Source organism: Sabulicella rubraurantiaca, from assembly GCF_017355885.1.
In the GTDB taxonomy this organism is placed as follows: domain Bacteria; phylum Pseudomonadota; class Alphaproteobacteria; order Acetobacterales; family Acetobacteraceae; genus Roseococcus; species Roseococcus rubraurantiacus.
The window spans coordinates 116,835-134,136 of the sequence record NZ_JAFEUU010000009.1 but is presented as its reverse complement, the minus strand read 5'-3'; the positions used below and the strand labels follow the sequence as shown (position 1 = coordinate 134,136).

General features: G+C 69.0%; 15 protein-coding genes. All 15 read right to left on the bottom strand.

The genetic code is table 11. The annotated features are described in order from the left end of the window. Positions 1 to 181 precede the first annotated feature (181 nt). The 15 genes from JTJ31_RS16460 to JTJ31_RS16390 all read right to left on the bottom strand — a co-directional run bounded on the left by JTJ31_RS16460 (position 182) and on the right by JTJ31_RS16390 (position 17,204). A complete protein-coding gene (locus JTJ31_RS16460; protein ID WP_207539815.1) occupies positions 182 to 925 on the bottom strand; it encodes a cold-shock protein in 744 nt (247 codons plus the stop codon). Positions 926 to 1,023: 98 nt separating this feature from the next. Then, positions 1,024 to 2,262 (bottom strand): NAD(P)/FAD-dependent oxidoreductase, encoded by a 1,239-nt coding sequence (locus JTJ31_RS16455; protein WP_328805759.1) that lies wholly within the window; start codon positions 2,260 to 2,262, stop codon positions 1,024 to 1,026. Continuing rightward, a complete protein-coding gene (gene hpxZ, locus JTJ31_RS16450) occupies positions 2,259 to 2,657 on the bottom strand; it encodes an oxalurate catabolism protein HpxZ (RefSeq protein ID WP_207539814.1) in 399 nt (132 codons plus the stop codon). Before hpxZ ends, JTJ31_RS16455 begins: the two co-directional genes overlap by 4 nt. Before the next feature lie 38 nt (positions 2,658 to 2,695). After that, positions 2,696 to 3,490 (bottom strand): FAD binding domain-containing protein, encoded by a 795-nt coding sequence (locus JTJ31_RS16445; RefSeq protein WP_207539813.1) that lies wholly within the window; start codon positions 3,488 to 3,490, stop codon positions 2,696 to 2,698. Positions 3,491 to 3,504: 14 nt separating this feature from the next. Continuing rightward, positions 3,505 to 5,877 (bottom strand): xanthine dehydrogenase family protein molybdopterin-binding subunit, encoded by a 2,373-nt coding sequence (locus JTJ31_RS16440; RefSeq protein WP_207539812.1) that lies wholly within the window; start codon positions 5,875 to 5,877, stop codon positions 3,505 to 3,507. A gap of 57 nt (positions 5,878 to 5,934) precedes the next feature. Further along, entirely contained in the window at positions 5,935 to 6,438 is a 504-nt protein-coding gene (locus JTJ31_RS16435; protein WP_207539811.1) for a (2Fe-2S)-binding protein, read from the bottom strand. 69 nt (positions 6,439 to 6,507) lie between these two features. Continuing rightward, on the bottom strand, positions 6,508 to 6,816 hold the full coding sequence (locus JTJ31_RS16430; RefSeq protein WP_207539810.1) for a hypothetical protein: 309 nt from the start codon (positions 6,814 to 6,816) through the stop codon (positions 6,508 to 6,510). Beyond that, the gene (locus JTJ31_RS16425) at positions 6,806 to 7,837 is read right to left on the bottom strand and encodes an ABC transporter ATP-binding protein (protein ID WP_207539809.1); all 1,032 of its coding nucleotides are present in this window, start codon (positions 7,835 to 7,837) and stop codon (positions 6,806 to 6,808) included. The genes JTJ31_RS16430 and JTJ31_RS16425 overlap by 11 nt, the downstream gene beginning before the upstream one ends. Continuing rightward, positions 7,834 to 8,829, bottom strand: coding sequence for an ABC transporter ATP-binding protein (locus JTJ31_RS16420; RefSeq protein ID WP_207539808.1), 996 nt, complete (start codon positions 8,827 to 8,829; stop codon positions 7,834 to 7,836). Before JTJ31_RS16420 ends, JTJ31_RS16425 begins: the two co-directional genes overlap by 4 nt. 46 nt (positions 8,830 to 8,875) lie before the next feature. Further along, positions 8,876 to 9,784 carry an ABC transporter permease gene (locus tag JTJ31_RS16415; protein WP_457852412.1) on the bottom strand — a complete coding sequence of 303 codons (909 nt, stop codon included), beginning with the start codon at positions 9,782 to 9,784 and terminating at the stop codon, positions 8,876 to 8,878. After that, positions 9,781 to 10,722, bottom strand: coding sequence for an ABC transporter permease (locus tag JTJ31_RS16410; RefSeq protein WP_207539807.1), 942 nt, complete (start codon positions 10,720 to 10,722; stop codon positions 9,781 to 9,783). The genes JTJ31_RS16415 and JTJ31_RS16410 overlap by 4 nt, the downstream gene beginning before the upstream one ends. 22 nt (positions 10,723 to 10,744) lie before the next feature. Next, on the bottom strand, positions 10,745 to 12,337 hold the full coding sequence (locus JTJ31_RS16405; protein WP_207539806.1) for an ABC transporter substrate-binding protein: 1,593 nt from the start codon (positions 12,335 to 12,337) through the stop codon (positions 10,745 to 10,747). Between the two features lie 135 nt (positions 12,338 to 12,472). Then, positions 12,473 to 14,053 carry an ABC transporter substrate-binding protein gene (locus JTJ31_RS16400; RefSeq protein ID WP_207539805.1) on the bottom strand — a complete coding sequence of 527 codons (1,581 nt, stop codon included), beginning with the start codon at positions 14,051 to 14,053 and terminating at the stop codon, positions 12,473 to 12,475. Beyond that, complete coding sequence (locus tag JTJ31_RS16395) at positions 14,050 to 15,627, bottom strand: ABC transporter substrate-binding protein (RefSeq protein ID WP_207539804.1); 1,578 nt, start codon at positions 15,625 to 15,627, stop codon at positions 14,050 to 14,052. Before JTJ31_RS16395 ends, JTJ31_RS16400 begins: the two co-directional genes overlap by 4 nt. Continuing rightward, positions 15,627 to 17,204 carry an ABC transporter substrate-binding protein gene (locus tag JTJ31_RS16390; RefSeq protein WP_207539803.1) on the bottom strand — a complete coding sequence of 526 codons (1,578 nt, stop codon included), beginning with the start codon at positions 17,202 to 17,204 and terminating at the stop codon, positions 15,627 to 15,629. Before JTJ31_RS16390 ends, JTJ31_RS16395 begins: the two co-directional genes overlap by 1 nt. Positions 17,205 to 17,302 lie beyond the last annotated feature (98 nt).

The following is a 17,302-nucleotide window of genomic DNA, read 5'->3' as shown; positions in this document are numbered from 1 at the left end:
CAGATAGCTATGCCGTCGCGATAGGCATTGCAGACCGGAAGCTGGGCGGCGGCCGGTGTGGCGAGGAGCAGCGGCGGGAGGAGGCATCGCATGGCGCAAGGCGGCGCCGCCAATGGTGGAGAAACAGAAAAGGCCCCGGAGCCTTCGCGCCGGGGCCTCGAACCTTCCGAAGCGGAAGGGCTTACTTCATGCCGACGGCCTGACGGCCGCGCTGCCCGTCCCGCACATCCAGCGAGACCTTCTCGCCCTGCTGCAGGTCAGTGCGGCCGGCGCGGTTCAGGACGGAGGAGTGCAGAAACACGTCCTGGCCGCCATCCTCGGGCGTCACGAAGCCGAAGCCGCGCACCGAGTCGAACCACTTCACCGTGCCGTTCAACGGGTAGACGGGGCCGGTGCCCTCGTCGAAGTTGCGCCGGGGTCCGCGATCGCCGCCGCCGAAGCCACCGCCGCCGCGCGGGCCGCCGAAGCCGCCGCCGCCACCGAAGTCACGCCGGGGCGGACGGTCGCCGAAGCCACCGCCGGGGGCGCCGAAATCGCGCCGGGGCGGACGGTCGCCGAAGCCACCACCGCCGAAGCCACCGCCGCCGCCGAAGTCGCGACGCGGGGGACGGTCACCGAAGTCACGCCGGGGCGGGCGATCGCCGAAGCCGCCGCGCGCACCACCGCCGCCGCCGGGGCCACGCTTCAGCTCGGTGATGCGGGTCACGAGGCGGCGGCCCGTGCGGTCCGTGCCGATCTCGCAAACCAGGATGTCGTCGGTGTCCGGCTGGTCGATGCCGGACTCGGTCAGGGCCGAGGCGTGGAAGAACACGTCCTGCCCATCAGGGCCGAGGACGAAGCCGAATCCCTTGCGCCCGTTGTACCACTTGACCTTGGCCTCGATCAGGCCGTCGCCGCCGCCCGCAGGCGAAAAATCGTCAGACACGTTTCTCTTCAATCCACTAATCGAATGCCGGATCCGCACGATGCGGCGCCGACAGGCTCAGACTGGCATTGTCACGCAACAAATGCACGAAAAAAGATTCAGCCGAAGCGCCGTGGCGAATAGGCAACGGGTGCCGATTCGCCCTTCATCATCCCGACTACCAACTCGGCGGAGCGCGGCGCAGCCACCAGCCCGACATGGCCGTGGCCGAAACAATGCAGGATGTCGGCGCTGCGGCGGGAGGGGCCGAGCACGGGGAGGCCATCCGGCGTAGAAGGGCGGTGGCCCAGCCAGACCTTCACCTCTCCGCCTTCCAAACCGGGAAAAAGGCGGCGCAGATGGTCGCGCAAGATCTCGGCCCGGCGCCAGTCGGGTGCGGCCTCCAGTCCTGCGATCTCCACCTGCCCGGCCGCGCGCAGCCCGGTATCGGTCAGGGTGACGCCCATCTTGCCGTCGCTCGGCATCAGGGGGATGCGCGGGGCGATGTTGGGCGCCGTGACCACGGCGTGGTAGCCGCGCTCGCTTTCCAGGGGGATGCGGTCGCCCGCCTCCCGCGCCAGCCCGGCCGAGCGGATGCCGGCGGCGATCACCGCCTTGTCCGCCGCCACCTCCTCGGACTCGGTGCGGACGGCACGCAGCGCGCCATTCGCCACCCGGAAGCCTGTCGCACGGGCGACGACGCGGCGTGCACCCTGAGCCTCGGCCAGCGCCACCAGCGCGGCGACATAGGCGCCGGGATCGGTGCAATGCCCGCCCTCCTCCACCAGGATGCCGAAGCGGAAGCGACGGTCCAGCGCCGGCTCCTGCTGCCGCAGCGCGTCCTCGTCCAGTTCTCGCCAGCGCACGCCCGTCTCAGCGCGCAGCTTCCAGGCCAGGGCCTCCGTCTCGAAGGCGGCGCGATCGGGAAAGACGTAGAGCAGCCCGGTGCGGCGGATCAGCCCGCCTACCCCGGCACGCTCCGCCAGCGTCGCGTGGCGGCGCGGCGCATTCTCCAGCAAGGCCCGCAGCGCATGCGCGGTGCCACGCACCTTCTCCTCGGTCCAGCCGGCCCAGAGGTAACGCAGCAGCCAGGGCGTCGCGGCAGGCAGCCGGGCCGGCCGGATGGCGAGCGGGCCGAGCGGATCGCGCAGGAACTTGGGCAGCTTGCGCCAGAGCCCCGGGATCGAGGGCGGGATGACGCTGGCGGGGCTGAGCCAGCACCCATTGCCATAGCTCGCCGCCTGCTCGCCGCCCGGTTGCTCCGGCTCGATCAGCGTGACCTGGAATCCCGCCGCCTGCGCCTCCAGCGCGAGGCAGGCGCCCATGATGCCGCCGCCGATGACAGCGAGGCGCGTCACTTCCGCAACGTCTCCGGGTCGGGCTGCAGCAGCGACACATGCGCCGAGACGACGCGCCAGCCAATGCCGGGCAGCCGCGCCATGATCTTCGTTTCGCGCCCGATCGCGCCGCTTCCCAGCCGCTCATACTCTAGGTGGGTGCAGGCGAAGTCGCGGCCGAAGCTGGTGATATGGATCTTGCGGGCGCGCCGCGCGGCATAGGACTGGACGCTGGCGCGGAAGGCGCGGATCGCGTCGTGCCCGTAGAGGATCTCGCTGGTGCCGAAGCGCACGGTGCGCGGGTCGGCCCAGAAAATTTCGTCCAGCACCTCGGTGCGGTTATTGGCAATCGCGTCCTCGTAGCGGTCGAAGACGGCGCGGACTTCGGCAATGACGCCGGGATCGTCGAGTTCCATGGCGGGAAGAATGCCCCCCGCCATGGATCATGGGAAGGTCAGCCCGCGGCCTGGACGGCCCGCTTCGCCATCACGGAAACCAGATGCGCGCGATACTCGGCGCTGCCGTGGATGTCGCTGTTCAGCCCATCCGCCGATTGCTTGATGCCGGCCACCGCTTCGGGCGACCAATTGGCAGCCAGGGCCGCTTCCATCGCGGCTTGGCGGAACACGCAGGGACCGGCGCCGTTGATGGCGACGCGCACGCCCATCTTGCCCTTGGACACGAAGGCCCCGGCCATGACGTAGCGGCTCGCCGGGTTGCGCATCTTGGCGTAGCCCGCCTTCTCCGGGATCGGGAAGGCGATGGCGGTCAGGATCTCGTCCGGTTCCAGGGCGGTGGTGAACATGCCCAGGAAGAACTCGTCAGCTGGGATCTCGCGCCGGCTGGTCCGCACCGTGGCGCCGAGGCCGAGCACCGCCGCCGGGTAATCCGCCGCCGGGTCGTTGTTGGCCACGCTGCCGCCGATCGTGCCGCGGTTCCGGACCTGGGTGTCGCCGATGTGCTGCGCCAGATGGACCAGCGCCGGGATGGCCGACTTCACCTCGGAAGACCGGGCCACCGCTTCGTGCCGCGTCAGCGCGCCGATCACCAGCGAATCGCCCTCGCGTCGGATGCCCCGCATCTCGGCGATGCCGGACAGGTCCACGAGGGAGGAAGGACGGTTCAGCCGGTGCTTCAGCGCGGGCAGCAGGGTGTGGCCGCCGGCGATGGCCTTCGCGTCCGGATCGGCGGCCAGGAGCCGCGCGGCCTCCGCGAGGCTGGAGGGCTTGTGGTAGGCGAAGTCGTACATGGAGCGGGACTCCCTCAGCTCTGCTGGCGGTGGAGGATGGACCAGATCTTCTGCGGCGTCGCGGGCATCTCCACATGCTCGACGCCGTAATCGCGCAGCGCGTCCACCACCGCATTGATCACGGCGGGGGGCGAGCCGATCGCCCCCACCTCCCCGCAGCCCTTTACCCCGAGCGGGTTGTGGGTGCAGAGCGTGGTGTGCGTGGCGACGGAAACCGGCGCCAGATCCTCGGCGCGCGGCAGGCAGTAATCCATCATGGAGGCGGAAACGAGCTGCCCCGCCTCGTCATAGACGCAGGCTTCCAGCAGCGCCTGGCCGACGCCTTGCGCGACCCCGCCCTGCACCTGCCCCTCGACGATCATCGGGTTGATGACGCGGCCCACATCGTCCACGGCGGTGAAGTTCACCAGCTGCACGCGGCCCGTCTCCGGCTCGATCTCCACCTCGGCGATGTGGCAGCCGCCTGGGTAGGTGAAGTTCTTCGGATCGTAGAAGGCAGTTTCCTCCAGGCCCGGCTCCAGCTCCTCGATCGGGTAGTTGTGCGGCACATAGGCGGCGAGGCTGACCTCGGCGAGGGCCTTGGTCTTGTCCGTGCCGGCGACGCGAAAGGTGCCGCGCTCGAACTCCACGTCCTCGACGCTGGCTTCCATCAGGTGCGCGGCGATGCGCTTGCCCTTGGCGATGATCTTGTCCATCGCCTTGTCCATGGCCGAGCCGCCCACGGCAAGCGACCGTGAGCCATAGGTGCCCATGCCGAAGGGCACCTTGGCCGTGTCGCCATGCACGATGTCCACATTCGCGACCGGCACGCCCAGCTTGTCGGCCACGAGCTGCGCGAAGGTCGTCTCGTGCCCCTGCCCGTGCGAATGCGCGCCCGTCAGCACGGTGACGCTGCCCGTCGGATGGACGCGGATCGTCCCCACCTCGTAGAGCCCCGCCCGTGCGCCGAGCGAGCCGACCACGGCGGAGGGCGCGATGCCGCACGCCTCCAGATAGGTCGAGATGCCAATGCCGCGCAGCTTGCCGCGCGCCTTGGCCTCGGCGCGGCGCGCCTCGAACCCGGCCCAGTCAGCGGATTGCAGCGCCTGGTCCAGCGTCGAGAAATAGTCGCCGCTGTCATACTGGAGTGCCACGGGCGTCTGGTACGGGAAGGCGTCCGTCGCGATGAAGTTCTTCCGCCGCAGCTCCACCCGGTCGAAGCCGCATTGCTTCGCCGCCACATCGACCAGCCGCTCCAGTAGGTAGGTCGCCTCCGGCCGCCCGGCGCCGCGATAGGCATCCACCGGGACGGTGTGGGTGAAGACCGCCTTCACCTCCGCATAGATGGCGGGGGTGCTGTAAACCCCGGCCAGCAGCGTGGCGTAGAGATAGGTCGGCACGCAGGGCGCGAAGGTGGACAGGTAGGCGCCCATATTAGCCTGGGTCTGCACGTGAAGCGCAAGGAACTTGCCGTCCTTGTCGAGCGCCAGCTCCGCCCGCGTCACGTGGTCGCGCCCATGCGCATCCGACATGAAGGCCTCGGTCCTGTCGGAGGTCCACTTCACCGGGCGTTCCAGCTTGTGCGCCGCCCAGGTGACGATCGCCTCCTCGGCATAGTGGTAGATCTTGGAGCCGAAGCCCCCGCCCACGTCGGGCGCCACCACGCGCAGCTTCGCCTCCGGCAGGTTGAGCACGAAGGCGCCCATCAGGAGCCGGATAACGTGCGGGTTCTGGCTGGTGGTCCAGAGCGTGTGCTCGCCCGTCGTGGCGTCATAGTCGCCGATGGCGGAGCGCGGCTCCATCGCGTTGGGGACGAGGCGATTGTTGGTCGTCTCGAACACCACGCGATGCGCAGCCTGGGCGAAGGCCGCATCCACCGCCGCCTTCTCGCCGATGTGCCAGTCGTAGCAGAGATTGGCTGGCAGATCGTCGTGCACCGCGGGCGCGCCTGGTGCCTGTGCCTGGGCGAGGGTCGCTGCGGCGGGCAGCACGTCGTACTCGACCTCGATCGCCTCGGCGGCGTCGCGCGCTTGCTGGCGCGTGGCGGCGATCACCACCGCCACCGGGTCGCCCACGTGGCGCACCTTGCCCTCGGCCAGGACGGGGTGCTTCGGCTCCGCCATTGGCGTGCCGTCCTTGTTGTGGATCTGCCAGCCGCAGGGGAGCCCACCGATCCCTGCCATGTCGGCGCTGGTGTAGATCGCCTCCACCCCCGGCATGGCGCGCGCCGCCGTCGTGTCGATGGCGCCGATCCGCGCATGGGCATGGGGCGAGCGGAGGATATGGGCGTAGAGCTGGCCGGGGCGGTTGATGTCGTCGGTGTACTGGCCGCGCCCGGAAAGGAAGCGACGGTCTTCCTTCCGCCGGACGCTGGCCCCGATTCCTTCGAACGGATGCACCACGTTCATGGCTGAACCCTCCCTGTCTGCTTGACGCGGGGCGGCGTTGGCCGCCGCTCCCGACCCTTATTCTGCTGCGGCGGCGAGGCTCTCCCGGCGGCCGTGCATCACGTCCTGCGCGGCCGCGATGGCCTTCACGATGTTGTGATAGCCGGTGCAACGGCAGAGATTGCCTTCCAGCCCCTCGCGGATCTCCTGCTCGGACAGGCCCTGCGGGTTCTTCTGCACGAGGTCTACGGCCGACATCACCATGCCGGGGGTGCAGAAGCCGCATTGCAGGGCGTGGTACTCACGGAACGCTTCCTGCATCGGGTGCAGCGTGCCGTCTGTCTTGGCGAGACCCTCGATGGTCGTGACCTGCGCGCCGTCGCACATCACCGCGAGGGTCGTGCAGGACTTCACCGATTCGCCGTTCATGTGGACGACGCAGGCGCCGCACTGGCTGGTGTCGCAGCCCACATGCGTGCCGGTCAGGCGCAGCTTCTCGCGCAGCAACTCGACCAGCAGGGTCCGGCCTTCGACCTCCACCGTGTGTGACTTTCCGTTCACGCTGAGCGTCACTTGCGGCATCGCGCCCTCCCTGGAATTGCTGCGGGAAAGGTCGCGTTTCGTCCGCCCGGCGTCAAGCATGCCGGCGCCTCAGCGCGGCGGCGCCTCCAGCACCATGCGCCGCCCGCGGGTCAGCCACATCAGCAGCCCCAGGACCACCGTCCCGAGGGGCCAGAGCAGGAAGACCCCCATGCCCAGCAGGGTGGCGAACATCCCCGCCCCCATCGCTACCTCGGGGTCCTCGCTGCCCAGATAGGGCAGCACTAGCGAACAATTGCCCAGCGCCGCCGCCAGCATGAGGATCTGGAAGATCCAGAACGCCCATTTCACCGCCTGCCCGAAGGTGCTGCGTGGCGCGCGGGCGGTGAAGCGGACGGTCTGCGGCGGGTCAGGCGGCACGGAAAGCCGTGGGCGGTGCCTTGTTCAGCAGCGGGTTCGCCGCCGCGGGCCGCTCGTTCAGGTGACAGGCCGCCAGATGGCCCCCGCCCGTGTCGGCGAGCGGCGGCTCCTCCACCCGGCAGCGGTCGAAGGCATAGGGGCAGCGCGTGTGGAAGCGGCAGCCCGGCGGCGGGCGGATCGGGCTGGGGACGTCGCCTTGGAGCACGACGCGCTCCCGTGCCGCGCCGGGCACGGGGACCGGCACGGCGGAGAGCAGCGCCTCGGTGTAGGGGTGGCGCGGCTGGCCGAACAGGGTGCGGCGATCCGCCACCTCGACGATCTTGCCGAGATACATGACCGCGACCCGGTGCGTCATGTGCTCCACGATGGCGAGGTCGTGCGAGATGAACAGCATGGCGAGGCCGAGTTCCGTCTGCAGGTCCTGCAGCAGGTTCACGATCTGCGCCTTCACCGACACGTCGAGGGCGGAGACCGCCTCGTCACACACGATCAGGTCGGGCTCGGCCGCCAGGGCGCGGGCGATGCCGACGCGCTGGCGCTGTCCGCCGGAGAATTCATGTGGCCAGCGATTCACCGCGTCGCGCGGCAGGCGCACCTTGTCCATCAGCTCCGCCACGCGGCGGTCCAGGTCAGCACCATCCTTGGCGAGGCCGAAATTGCGGATCGGCTCGGCCAGGATCTCCTTCACCCGCATGCGGGGGTTCAGGCTGCTGAACGGGTCCTGGAACACCACCTGCATCTGTCGGCGCAGCGGCCGCAGCGTGCCGGAGGGCATGTCGTCGATGCGCGTTCCGTTCAGCACCACTTGGCCCGAGGTCAGCGGGAAGAGGCGCAGCACTGCCTTGCCCACGGTGGACTTGCCGCAGCCGGACTCGCCGACCAGCGACAGCGTCTCGCCCTTGTCGATGTGGAAGCTCACCCCGTCCACGGCATACACATTGCCGACGGTCGTGCCGAACAGACCGCCACGGATGGGGAAGTGCTTCTTGAGGTCAGTGACCTGGAGGATGCGCTGGCTCATGCCGCTTCCTTTTCCGCGTAGTGGCAGGCGGCGACGTGGGCGGGCGCCTTGAGCTCCAGCCCCGGCGCGACGGCGACGCAGAAATCCGTCGCCTTGGGGCAGCGCGAGGCGAAGACGCAGCCGGGGATCTTCTGCTTCAGGCTCGGCACGAGGCCGGGGATCTCCGCGAGGCGCGATGTTTCCCCGGTGAGCGAAGAGCCGAGGCGCGGCACGGAGCCGAGCAGCCCCTGGGTGTAGGGGTGCTTGGGGCGACGGAACAACTCGCCGACTGGAGCCTCCTCCACCTTCTTGCCGGCGTACATGACCACCACCCGCTCCGCCACCTCGGCCACCACGCCGAGGTCGTGGGTGATGAGGACGATGGCCGCGCCGACGCTGGTCTTGAGGTCGCGCATCAGGTCGAGGATCTGCGCCTGGATGGTCACGTCCAGCGCCGTGGTCGGCTCGTCCGCGATCAGCAGCTTCGGGTTGCAGGCCAGGGCGATGGCGATCATCACGCGCTGGCGCATGCCACCCGAAAGCTGGTGCGGGTATTCGCGCACCCGCCGCCCCGGCTCCGGGATGCCGACGAGGCGCAGCATCTCCACCGCGCGCTCCTCCGCCTTGGCCGCGCTCATGCCTTGGTGCAGCCGCAGCGTCTCGCCGATCTGGCGGCCCACGGTGAGCACCGGGTTCAGCGAGGTCATCGGCTCCTGGAAGATCATGCTGATCTCGTTGCCGCGGATCTGCCGCATCTCCCGGTCGGAGAGCTTCAGCAGGTCGCGCCCGCCGAAGCGGATGGAGCCAGCGATCTTGCCCGGAGGCTCCGGGATCAGCCGCAGGATGGACATGGCGGTGACCGACTTGCCGCAGCCGGACTCGCCGACCACGGCCAGGGTCTCGCCTGAGCGGACGGAGAAGGACACCCCGTCCACGGCGCGGTTCACGCCATCCATGGTGCGGAAATGCGTCTGGAGGTTGTCGATCTCCAGCAGCACAGGGCGGTTGTCCATGGAGGCTCCTTCGCCGGGCGGGGCCAGGGTCTCGCTTGCGCTCATCTCAGAGCCTCTTCGCCAGGCGCGGATCGATCGCGTCGCGCAGCCCGTCACCGACCAGGTTCACGGCCAGCACGGTGAGGGACAGGAACACGGCCGGAAAGAACACGATGTAGGGCTTCACCTGCCACAGCGCGCGGCCCTCGGCCATGATGTTGCCCCAGGAGGGGATGATGGGCGGCGTGCCGGCGCCGATGAAGCTCAGGATCGCTTCCGTGATCATCGCCGCCGCGCAGATATAGGTGGCCTGCACGGTCAGCGGTGCGAGCGTGTTCGGCAGGATGTGCTTGAAGATGATTGCCGGCGTGCGCGTGCCAGAGGCCACTGCCGCCTCCACATAGGGCTGCTCGCGCAGGGACAGCACGACGCCGCGCACGAGGCGGGAGACGCGCGGGATCTCCGCGATGGTGATGGCGACGATGACGTTCTGCACCGAGCCGCGGGTCAGCGCCATGAGGGCGATGGCGAGCAGGATGGAGGGGATGCTCATCATCCCGTCCATGATGCGCATGACGATGCTGTCGGCGATGCGGTTGAAGCCCGATGTCAGCCCGATGAACAAGCCGATCACCGAGGCCAGGATGGCCACCGAGAAGCCCACCATCAGCGACACGCGCGCGCCGTAGAGTACGCGCGAATACACGTCGCGCCCCAGCATGTCGGAGCCGAACCAGAACTGCGCCGAAGGTTCCCGCGTCCGCAGGGCCGGGGCGAGCGCGGTCGGGTCGCGCGTCCAGAGATAGGGGGCGAAGATCGCCACGCACAGCATCAGGATCAGCAGCACGCCGCCGATGGCGATGGTGGGGTGGCGCCGGAGGAACCCCGTGAAGCCGCGCTTCGGCTTCACGTTGGGCAGGATGTCCGGCATCGGCGGCGCGACCGCCGTGCCAGGGGGGATGGCCGTCGCGCTCAATAGCGGATCCTCGGGTCGAAGAGGGTGTAGAGGAGGTCGATCAGCAGGTTCACCAGCACGTAGACGAAGGAGAAGAGCAGCACGACGCCCTGGATCACCGGGTAGTCACGCCGCAGGATAGCGTCCACCGTCAGCCGGCCGAGGCCGGGGATGGCGAAGACGCTCTCCGTCACCACCGCCCCGCCGATCAGCAGCGCCATGCCGATGCCCACCACGGTGACGATGGGCACCGCGGCGTTCTTTAGCGCGTGGAGGAACAGGATGGAGCGCTGGTTGGCCCCCTTGGCACGGGCGGTGCGGATGTAGTCTTGGCTCAACACCTCCAGCATGGTGGCGCGGGTGATGCGGGCGATCAGGGCGATATAGACGCCGCCCAGCGCGATGGCCGGTAGGACCAGGTTCTCCAGCCAGGGAAGCACGCCCTCGCTGAAGGGGGTGTAGCCCTGCACCGGGAACCAATCGAGTTCCAGCGCGAAGACATAGGCGAGCAGGTAGCCCACCACGAAGACCGGCACGGAGAAGCCGAGCACGGCGAAGCCCATCACCGCCCGGTCGACCAGCGTGCCCTGCTTCCAGGCCGCCACCACGCCCAGCGGCACGGCGACCGAGACGGCGAGGACCAGCGTGATGAGGCAGAGCGACAGCGTCGGCTCCACCCGCTGCGCGATCATGGTGCTGACGGGCAGGTTGGTGAAGATGGAGATACCGAGGTCCCCACGGGCAATGTTCCACACCCATTCGCCGAAGCGGACGAGATATGGCCGGTCGAGGCCAAGCGAGGCGCGGATGCGTTCCACGTCCTCCGGCGTCGCCTGGTCGCCCGCGATGACCGCGGCCGGGTCGCCCGGCGCGAGGTAGAGGAGCGAGAACACGAATAGGGCCACCACCGCCATGACGGGGATGGTGGCCAGGATGCGTCGGACGATGTAGGCCCACATGGCGGCGACTATCCCTGAGCCGTCACGACTTGGAAACACCCCAGACGAAGGGAATCGGTCCCTTCACCACGCCGGAGACATTGCGCCTCCAGGCCTGGTAGCCCAGGAAGAAGCCCGAGGGGACGTAGACCACGTTCTCGAGCGCCACGCGGTTCAGCTGGCCGATCACGCGCTTTTCCTCCTCAAGGCTTGGGGCGTCGAACCATTCGGCGACCTTCTGCTCCACTGCGGGAATGTTGGGCCAGCCGAACCAGGCGCCGTCGCCATTGGCGCGGATGCCGTTATAGGCGGCGGGATTCGTGCAATCCGCCCCCGCGTGCCAGGAGAAGAAGATGTTCCAGCCGCCCTGGCCCGGCGGGTTCTTCATGGCGCGGCGCTGTCCCACCGTGCCCCAATCCGTCGCCACGAAGTCGAGGTTCATGCCAAGCCGCCGCAGGAGGTCGGCCGTCACGTCGCCCTGCGCCTTGGTGATGGCCTGGTCCTGCGCCGCCAGCACGGTGATGGGCTGGCCGGAATAGCCGCTCTCCTGCAGGAGGCGCTTCGCCGCGTCCAGGTTGCGCGGACCCTTGAGGATCTCGCCCCCCTCCTCGGTGTAGAGGGGCGTGTCGGGGGTGAAGTAGCCGGGCAGGCGCTTCCACAGCGCATCGTCGTTGCCGACGATGGCGCGCATGTAGTCCTCCTGGTTCATCGCCATGAGGAGGGCACGGCGCGCTCGGACGTCGTTGAAGGGCGGGTGGAGGTGGTTCAGACGGAAGGAGCCGATGTTGCCCAGCGGGTCGGCGATGTCCACCTGGACGTTGCGGTTGCGCCGCAGCAGCGGCACGAGGTCGGTGATTGGGTTCTCCCACCAATCCACCTCGCCATTCTGCAGGGCGGAGGCGGCGGTGGCCGCATCGGGCATGATGTGCCACTCGACGCGCTCCACCATCATGCGCTTGCCGCCCGTCATCCAGTTCGCCGCTTCCTGGCGCGGCTGGTAGCCGGCGAAGCGCTCGAAGGCGGCGCGGGCGCCGGGCACCCATTCATTGCGGAGGAAGCGGCAGGGGCCCGAGCCGATATATTCGCTGATCTGCTGGAACGGGTCGGTGCGCGCGATGCGCTCCGGCATGATGAAGCAGATCGGCGTGTTGGTCTTGCCCAGCGCGTAGATCAGCTTCGGATAGGGCTTGCTCAGCACCCAGCGGAAGGAGCGATCATCCACCGCAACCAGCTCTTCCTGGATGGCGCGGATCATCAGCCCCATCGGGTCGCGCGCCATCCAGCGCGTGATGCTCGCCACCACGTCGCGGGCGCGCACCGGCTCGTTGTCGTGGAAGCGCAGCCCCTCACGCAGGCGGAAATTCCAGGTGAGGCCGTCGCTGCTCGCCTCCTCCGCCTCGATCATCTGGCGCTGCGGCTCGAGCTTGTCGTTCAGCCCGTAGAGCGTGTCCCACACCAGGACGGAGGCGTTGCGGACGACGTATTGCGTGCCCCAGATCGGGTCGAAATTGGCGAGGTTCGCCTGCGGCACGAAGCGCAGCGTGCGGGCATTGGCCCCCTGGCTCAGCGCGGGGGCAGCAAAGCCCGCGCTGGCCGCAGTGGCGGCGGTGGCCTGGAGGAAGGTCCTGCGGTCCATCGTTGAAGCACTCCCGTTATCGTGCCCGGAGTTTAATCCGGATTTCGTTTATCATGCCGGATTTGTGGGCAGCTTCGCATGGCGAAGCGCCCAATCTCCGGCTCTGGCGTGCTGCGTTGCAGCATCCGTGCCAGTTCACGCGCGGCGCACACCCCAGAACAAGGCGGGGCCACCCTTGACCACCCCGGTCAGGTGGCGGCGATAGGCTTGGCGCGGCAGAACGAGGCCGAGGGGGATGAAGGGCACCTCCTCCATGGCCACACGCTGGATGCGCGCCGCGATCGCCTTTTCCGCTTCCTGGTCCGGTGCGTCGAACCATTCCTCGCGCAGCGCCTCCAACCGCGGCATGGTGGGCCAGCCCGACCAGGCCTGCGCCCCATGCCCGCGCAAGGGCTGGTGGGAACCGGGGACGGACACGTCCAGACCCTCCCAGGTGGTGCAGAAGACGGACCAGCCGCCCTGCTCGACCGGGCCGCGATTGGTGCGGCGCTGGATCTGCGTGCCCCAGTCCATCGCCGGCATGTCCACGTTGAAGCCGATGCGACGCAGGAGGTCCGACGCCACTTCCGACAGGTTCTGCAGGATCGGCAGGTCGGTGGCGGACATCATCACGATGCGCTCACCGCGATAGCCGGACTCACGCAAGGCCCGCTGCGCGGCGGCGAGGTCGCGCAGGCCGGTCAGCGGTTCCAAACCTTCGGTCGTGGCCAGCGGCGTGCCAGGAGTGAAGACCCCGGCCGGGACGCGCGACAGGGAACGGTCGGTGCCGATCGCCGCGTCCATGAAGGCGCGCTGGTCCAGCGCGGGCAAGATGGCGCGCCGCACCTCCACCTTGTCGAAGGGCGGATGGAGGAAGTTGAAGCGCAGCACGCCCAGATTGCCGGCCTGGTTGACCAGATCCACCACGATGTCGCGGTCGCGCTGCAGGCGCGGCAGCAGATCGGCGAGCGGCGCTTCCCACCAATCCACCTCGTTGCGCTGGAGCGCACCATAGGCGGTGGAGGGATCCGGCAGGATGCGCCACTCGACACGGTCAAAATGCACCTGCTTGCCGCCGGCAAGGAAATCCGGCGCCTCGTCGCGCGGGCGGTAGCCGTCGAAGCGTTCATAGATCGCCACGTCGCCGGGGCGGAACAGATCCTGCCGGAAGCGGAAGGGGCCGGAGCCGATGGCCTCGCCCACCTGCGCGAAGGGATCGGTGGCGGCGAGCCGCGCCGGCATGATGGCGCAGATATTGGCCGAGGGCTTGCCCATCGCCCAGGCAAGGCCGGGCCAGGGCTTCTTGAGCCGGATGACGATGTCACGATCGCCGCGCGCCGCGATCTCGTCGGCAAGCGCGTCCAGACGCTGGCCCAGCACGTCACGCTTGCTCCAGCGCCGGATGGAGGCGACGCAGTCCCCCGGCGTGACGGGCGCGCCATCGTGGAAGCGCAGCCCCTCGCGCAGCCGGATGGTCCAGGTGAGGCCGTCGCTGCTGATCTCGTGCCCCTCGGCCATCTGCGGCTGGGCGCGGAATTGCGAGTCGAGGCCGTAGAGCGTGTCCCACACCATCAGCCCGTGGTTGCGGACGAGGACTGCGGTGGACCAGACCGGATCGAGACTGGCGAGGTTGCTTTGCGGCACGAAGCGCAGGAGGCGCTGCGCCCCCTGCCCCGTCGCCACACTTGGAAGTGCCAGCGCCGCTCCGGCGCCGAGGGCTGTGCGTCGTGTGATCATGCGTTCTTCCCGATATTCCAGAACACCGTCGCCGGGGTACGGAAAACCCCCGTGACGCGGCGGTTCCAGGCCGAAGGCTGCCAGTAATAGCCGAGCGGCACGTAGGGCAGGCTCTTCATCGCCTGGGCGTTGAGCTGCCGCGCCAGAGCCTGCTGCGCCGCCTCGTCCTCGGCGTCGAGGAAGGCGAGGCGCATCCGCTCGATCTCCGGGTCGTCGGGCCAGCCGAACCAGGCGCTCTGGCCGTTGGCGCGCAGGAACAGGTGCACGGGCGGCAGGGCGAGCGCGTCACCGGTCGCCGTGGTGTGGAAGATGTTCCAGCCGCCGCGATCCGGCGGCTCGCGCGAGTTGCGGCGCTGCACCAGCGTGCCCCAATCCGTCGCCACCAACTCGACGTTCATGCCGATGCGGCGCAGCAGGTCGTGGGTGACGAGGCCGAGCGCGTTGATCTGCGGGTAGTCGGACGGCGTGATCAGCACCACGCGCTCGTTGTTGTAGCCCGCCTCGCGCAGCGCTGCGCGGGCGCGATCGAGGTTGCGGGTCTTGAGGATCTCGCTCCCCTCCTCCGTCTCCATCGGCGTGCCGCAGGTGAAGACGCCCTCGCAGGTGGCCCAGCCATTCGGGTCGTCGCCGGCCACGGCGCGCAGATAGTCGCGCTGGTCCACGGCCATGGCGACGGCGCGGCGGATGCCAACATTGTTGAAGGGCGGATGCAGGTGGTTGAAGCGCAGGCAGCCATAGGTGCCGAAGAGCAGGCGCTGCTCCACCACCACGTCACGCGAGCGGCGCAGCAGCGGCAGGAGGTCGTGCAGCGGGTATTCCCAATAATCCTGCTCGTTCTGGGTCATGGCACTGGCGGCGGTGGCGGCGTCGGAGATGACCGTCCACTCCACCCGCTCCACCCGCGCATGCTTGCCGCCCGCCAGCCCGTCCGGCTGCTCCTGGCGTGGGCGGTAGCCGTCGAACCGCGCCCAGACAGCGCGCTGCCCGGGATTCCATTGGTCGGCGAGGAAACGGAAGGGGCCGGAGCCGGTGGCGTCGCGCACCTGGGTCGCGCTATCTGTGCTGGCCAGGCGCTCCGGCATGATGAAGGCCGGGCCCTGGGCGCGCCCCAGTGCCAGCGCCAGCAGCGGGAAGGGCCGCTTCAGCTTGATCTCAAAGCGGCGGTCGTCCAGCGCCCGCATCTCGTCGATGGCGGTGCCGACGATCTGGCCGAAGGTCTCGCGCGTGGACCAGCGGCGGATGGAGGCGATGCAGTCCTGCGACCGCACCGGCTCGTTGTCATGGAAGCGTAGCCCCTCGCGCAGGGTGAAGGTCCAGCTCCGGCGGTCGTCGGAGATCTGCCAACCCTCGACCATCTGGGGCCGCACCGTCCCGCGCGAATCCTCGGCGGTCAGCGCGTCATAGACCAGGAAGCCGTGGTTTCGGGTGACGACCGCCGTGGTCCAGATCGGATCCAGGCTGGTGAGGTTGGCCTGCGGGATCACGCGCAGCGTGCGCGCTGCCTGGGCGTGCACGTCGTGAACCGCCAGCGGGGCGGCGAGCGCCCCCAGCATCAAGGGGCGCCGCGAGATCATCAGGTCCTCCTGAGGTTCCAGAAGATGGCGAAGCCAGGTACGCGATCCGCGAGGTTGCGGCGATGCGCGGTGACGGAGCGGTAGGCGCCGACGGGAATGAAGGGCACCTCATCCATGGCAACGCGCTGCATCTCCTGCGCCAGACGCTGCTGCGAGGGGAGGTCGGGCGCGTCGAACCAGGCGTCGCGCAATTCCTCGAGGCGCGGGACGGTGGGCCAGCCGGGCCAGGAGGACAGGCCATTGCCGCGCAGCGGGAAATGCCCCGCCGGATCCATGAAGTCGGTGGAGGAGAAGGAGGTGAGGAAGATGCTCCAACCGCCGCGCTCCAGCGGCTCGCGCGAGGCACGGCGCTGCACCACCGTGCCCCAGTCGGTGATGACGATGTCGGCATTCACCTCCAGGCGACGCAGGAGGTCGGCGGCGACCTGCGTCATCGCGGCGGGCGCCAGGATGTCGGTCGGGCCGATCAGCCGCATGGGCTGGTTGTTGTAGCCTGCGTCGCGCAGCGCGGCCTTCGCGGCGTCGAGCGAGCGCGGGGTGCGGAGCGGCTCCAGCCCCGCATCGTTTGCCAGCGGGGTGCCGGGCGTGAAGATGCCGACATTGGACAGATACAGGCTGGAATCCGTGCCGACCACGGCCTGCATGAAATCCTCCTGGTTGATGGCCGGGAGGAAGGCCTGCCGCATCTTCTTGTCGTTGAAGGGTGGGTGCAGGTGGTTGAAGCGCAGGATGCCGGTGAGCGGCAGCGGGTCGATCGCCTCGATCGTCACGTTGCGGTTGCGGCGGAGGAGCTGCTGGATCTCCGGCGGCGGCTGCTCGTACCAGTCGATCTCGCCCGTCTGCAGCGCGCCGGCGGCGGTGGAGGCATCCACGATGATGTGCCACTCGATGCGCTCGAATTGCGGGCGCTTCGGACCGGCCGTGAAGGAGGAAGTGCCGTTCGGGTTGGGCACGTAGTCCGGATTGCGCTCATAGACGACGAGGCTGCCCGAGTTGAACTCGCGCGGGACGAAGCGGAAGGGGCCGGAGCCGATGCTCTCGCGGATCTGCTGGAAGGGGTCCGTGCGCGCCAGCCGCTCCGGCATCATGAAGCAGACCGGGTTCACCGGGCTGGCGAGAGCATTGAACAGCAGTGGGAAGGGCTTCTTCAGTCGGAAGCGCAGGCGCTTGTCGTCCAGCGCCACCAGCTCCTCCAGCGCGCGCTCCAGCTGCTGGCCCGAAGGGTTGCGCTTCATCCAGCGGCCGAGCGAGGCGACGCAATCGGCGGCGCGCACCGCCTCGCCATCATGCCACTTCAACCCATCGCGTAAGGTGATGGTGACGGTGAGCTTGTCGTCGCTGACCTCGTGGCCCGACGCCATCTGCGGCTGCGGGTTGAACCGCGCATCCATGCCGTAGAGCGTGTCATAGACCATGAAGCCGTGGTTGCGGGTGACATTGGCCGTGGTCCAGATCGGATCGAGGCTCGTCAGATTGGCCTGGGGCACGAAGCGCAGCGGCCGCGCAGCCTGCCCATGTCCCAGGCGCGGCGCCGCCAGCGTGGCGGCAGAGGCGACGAGAAGCGATCGTCGGAACATTGGCTGTGGCTCCCGGACATTGAACGGCGGCGCGGAGCCTGACATGGCAGGTTACAGCGCCGCAAGGGGGCAGCGCATCCCCGCGCCGGGGACGCGCC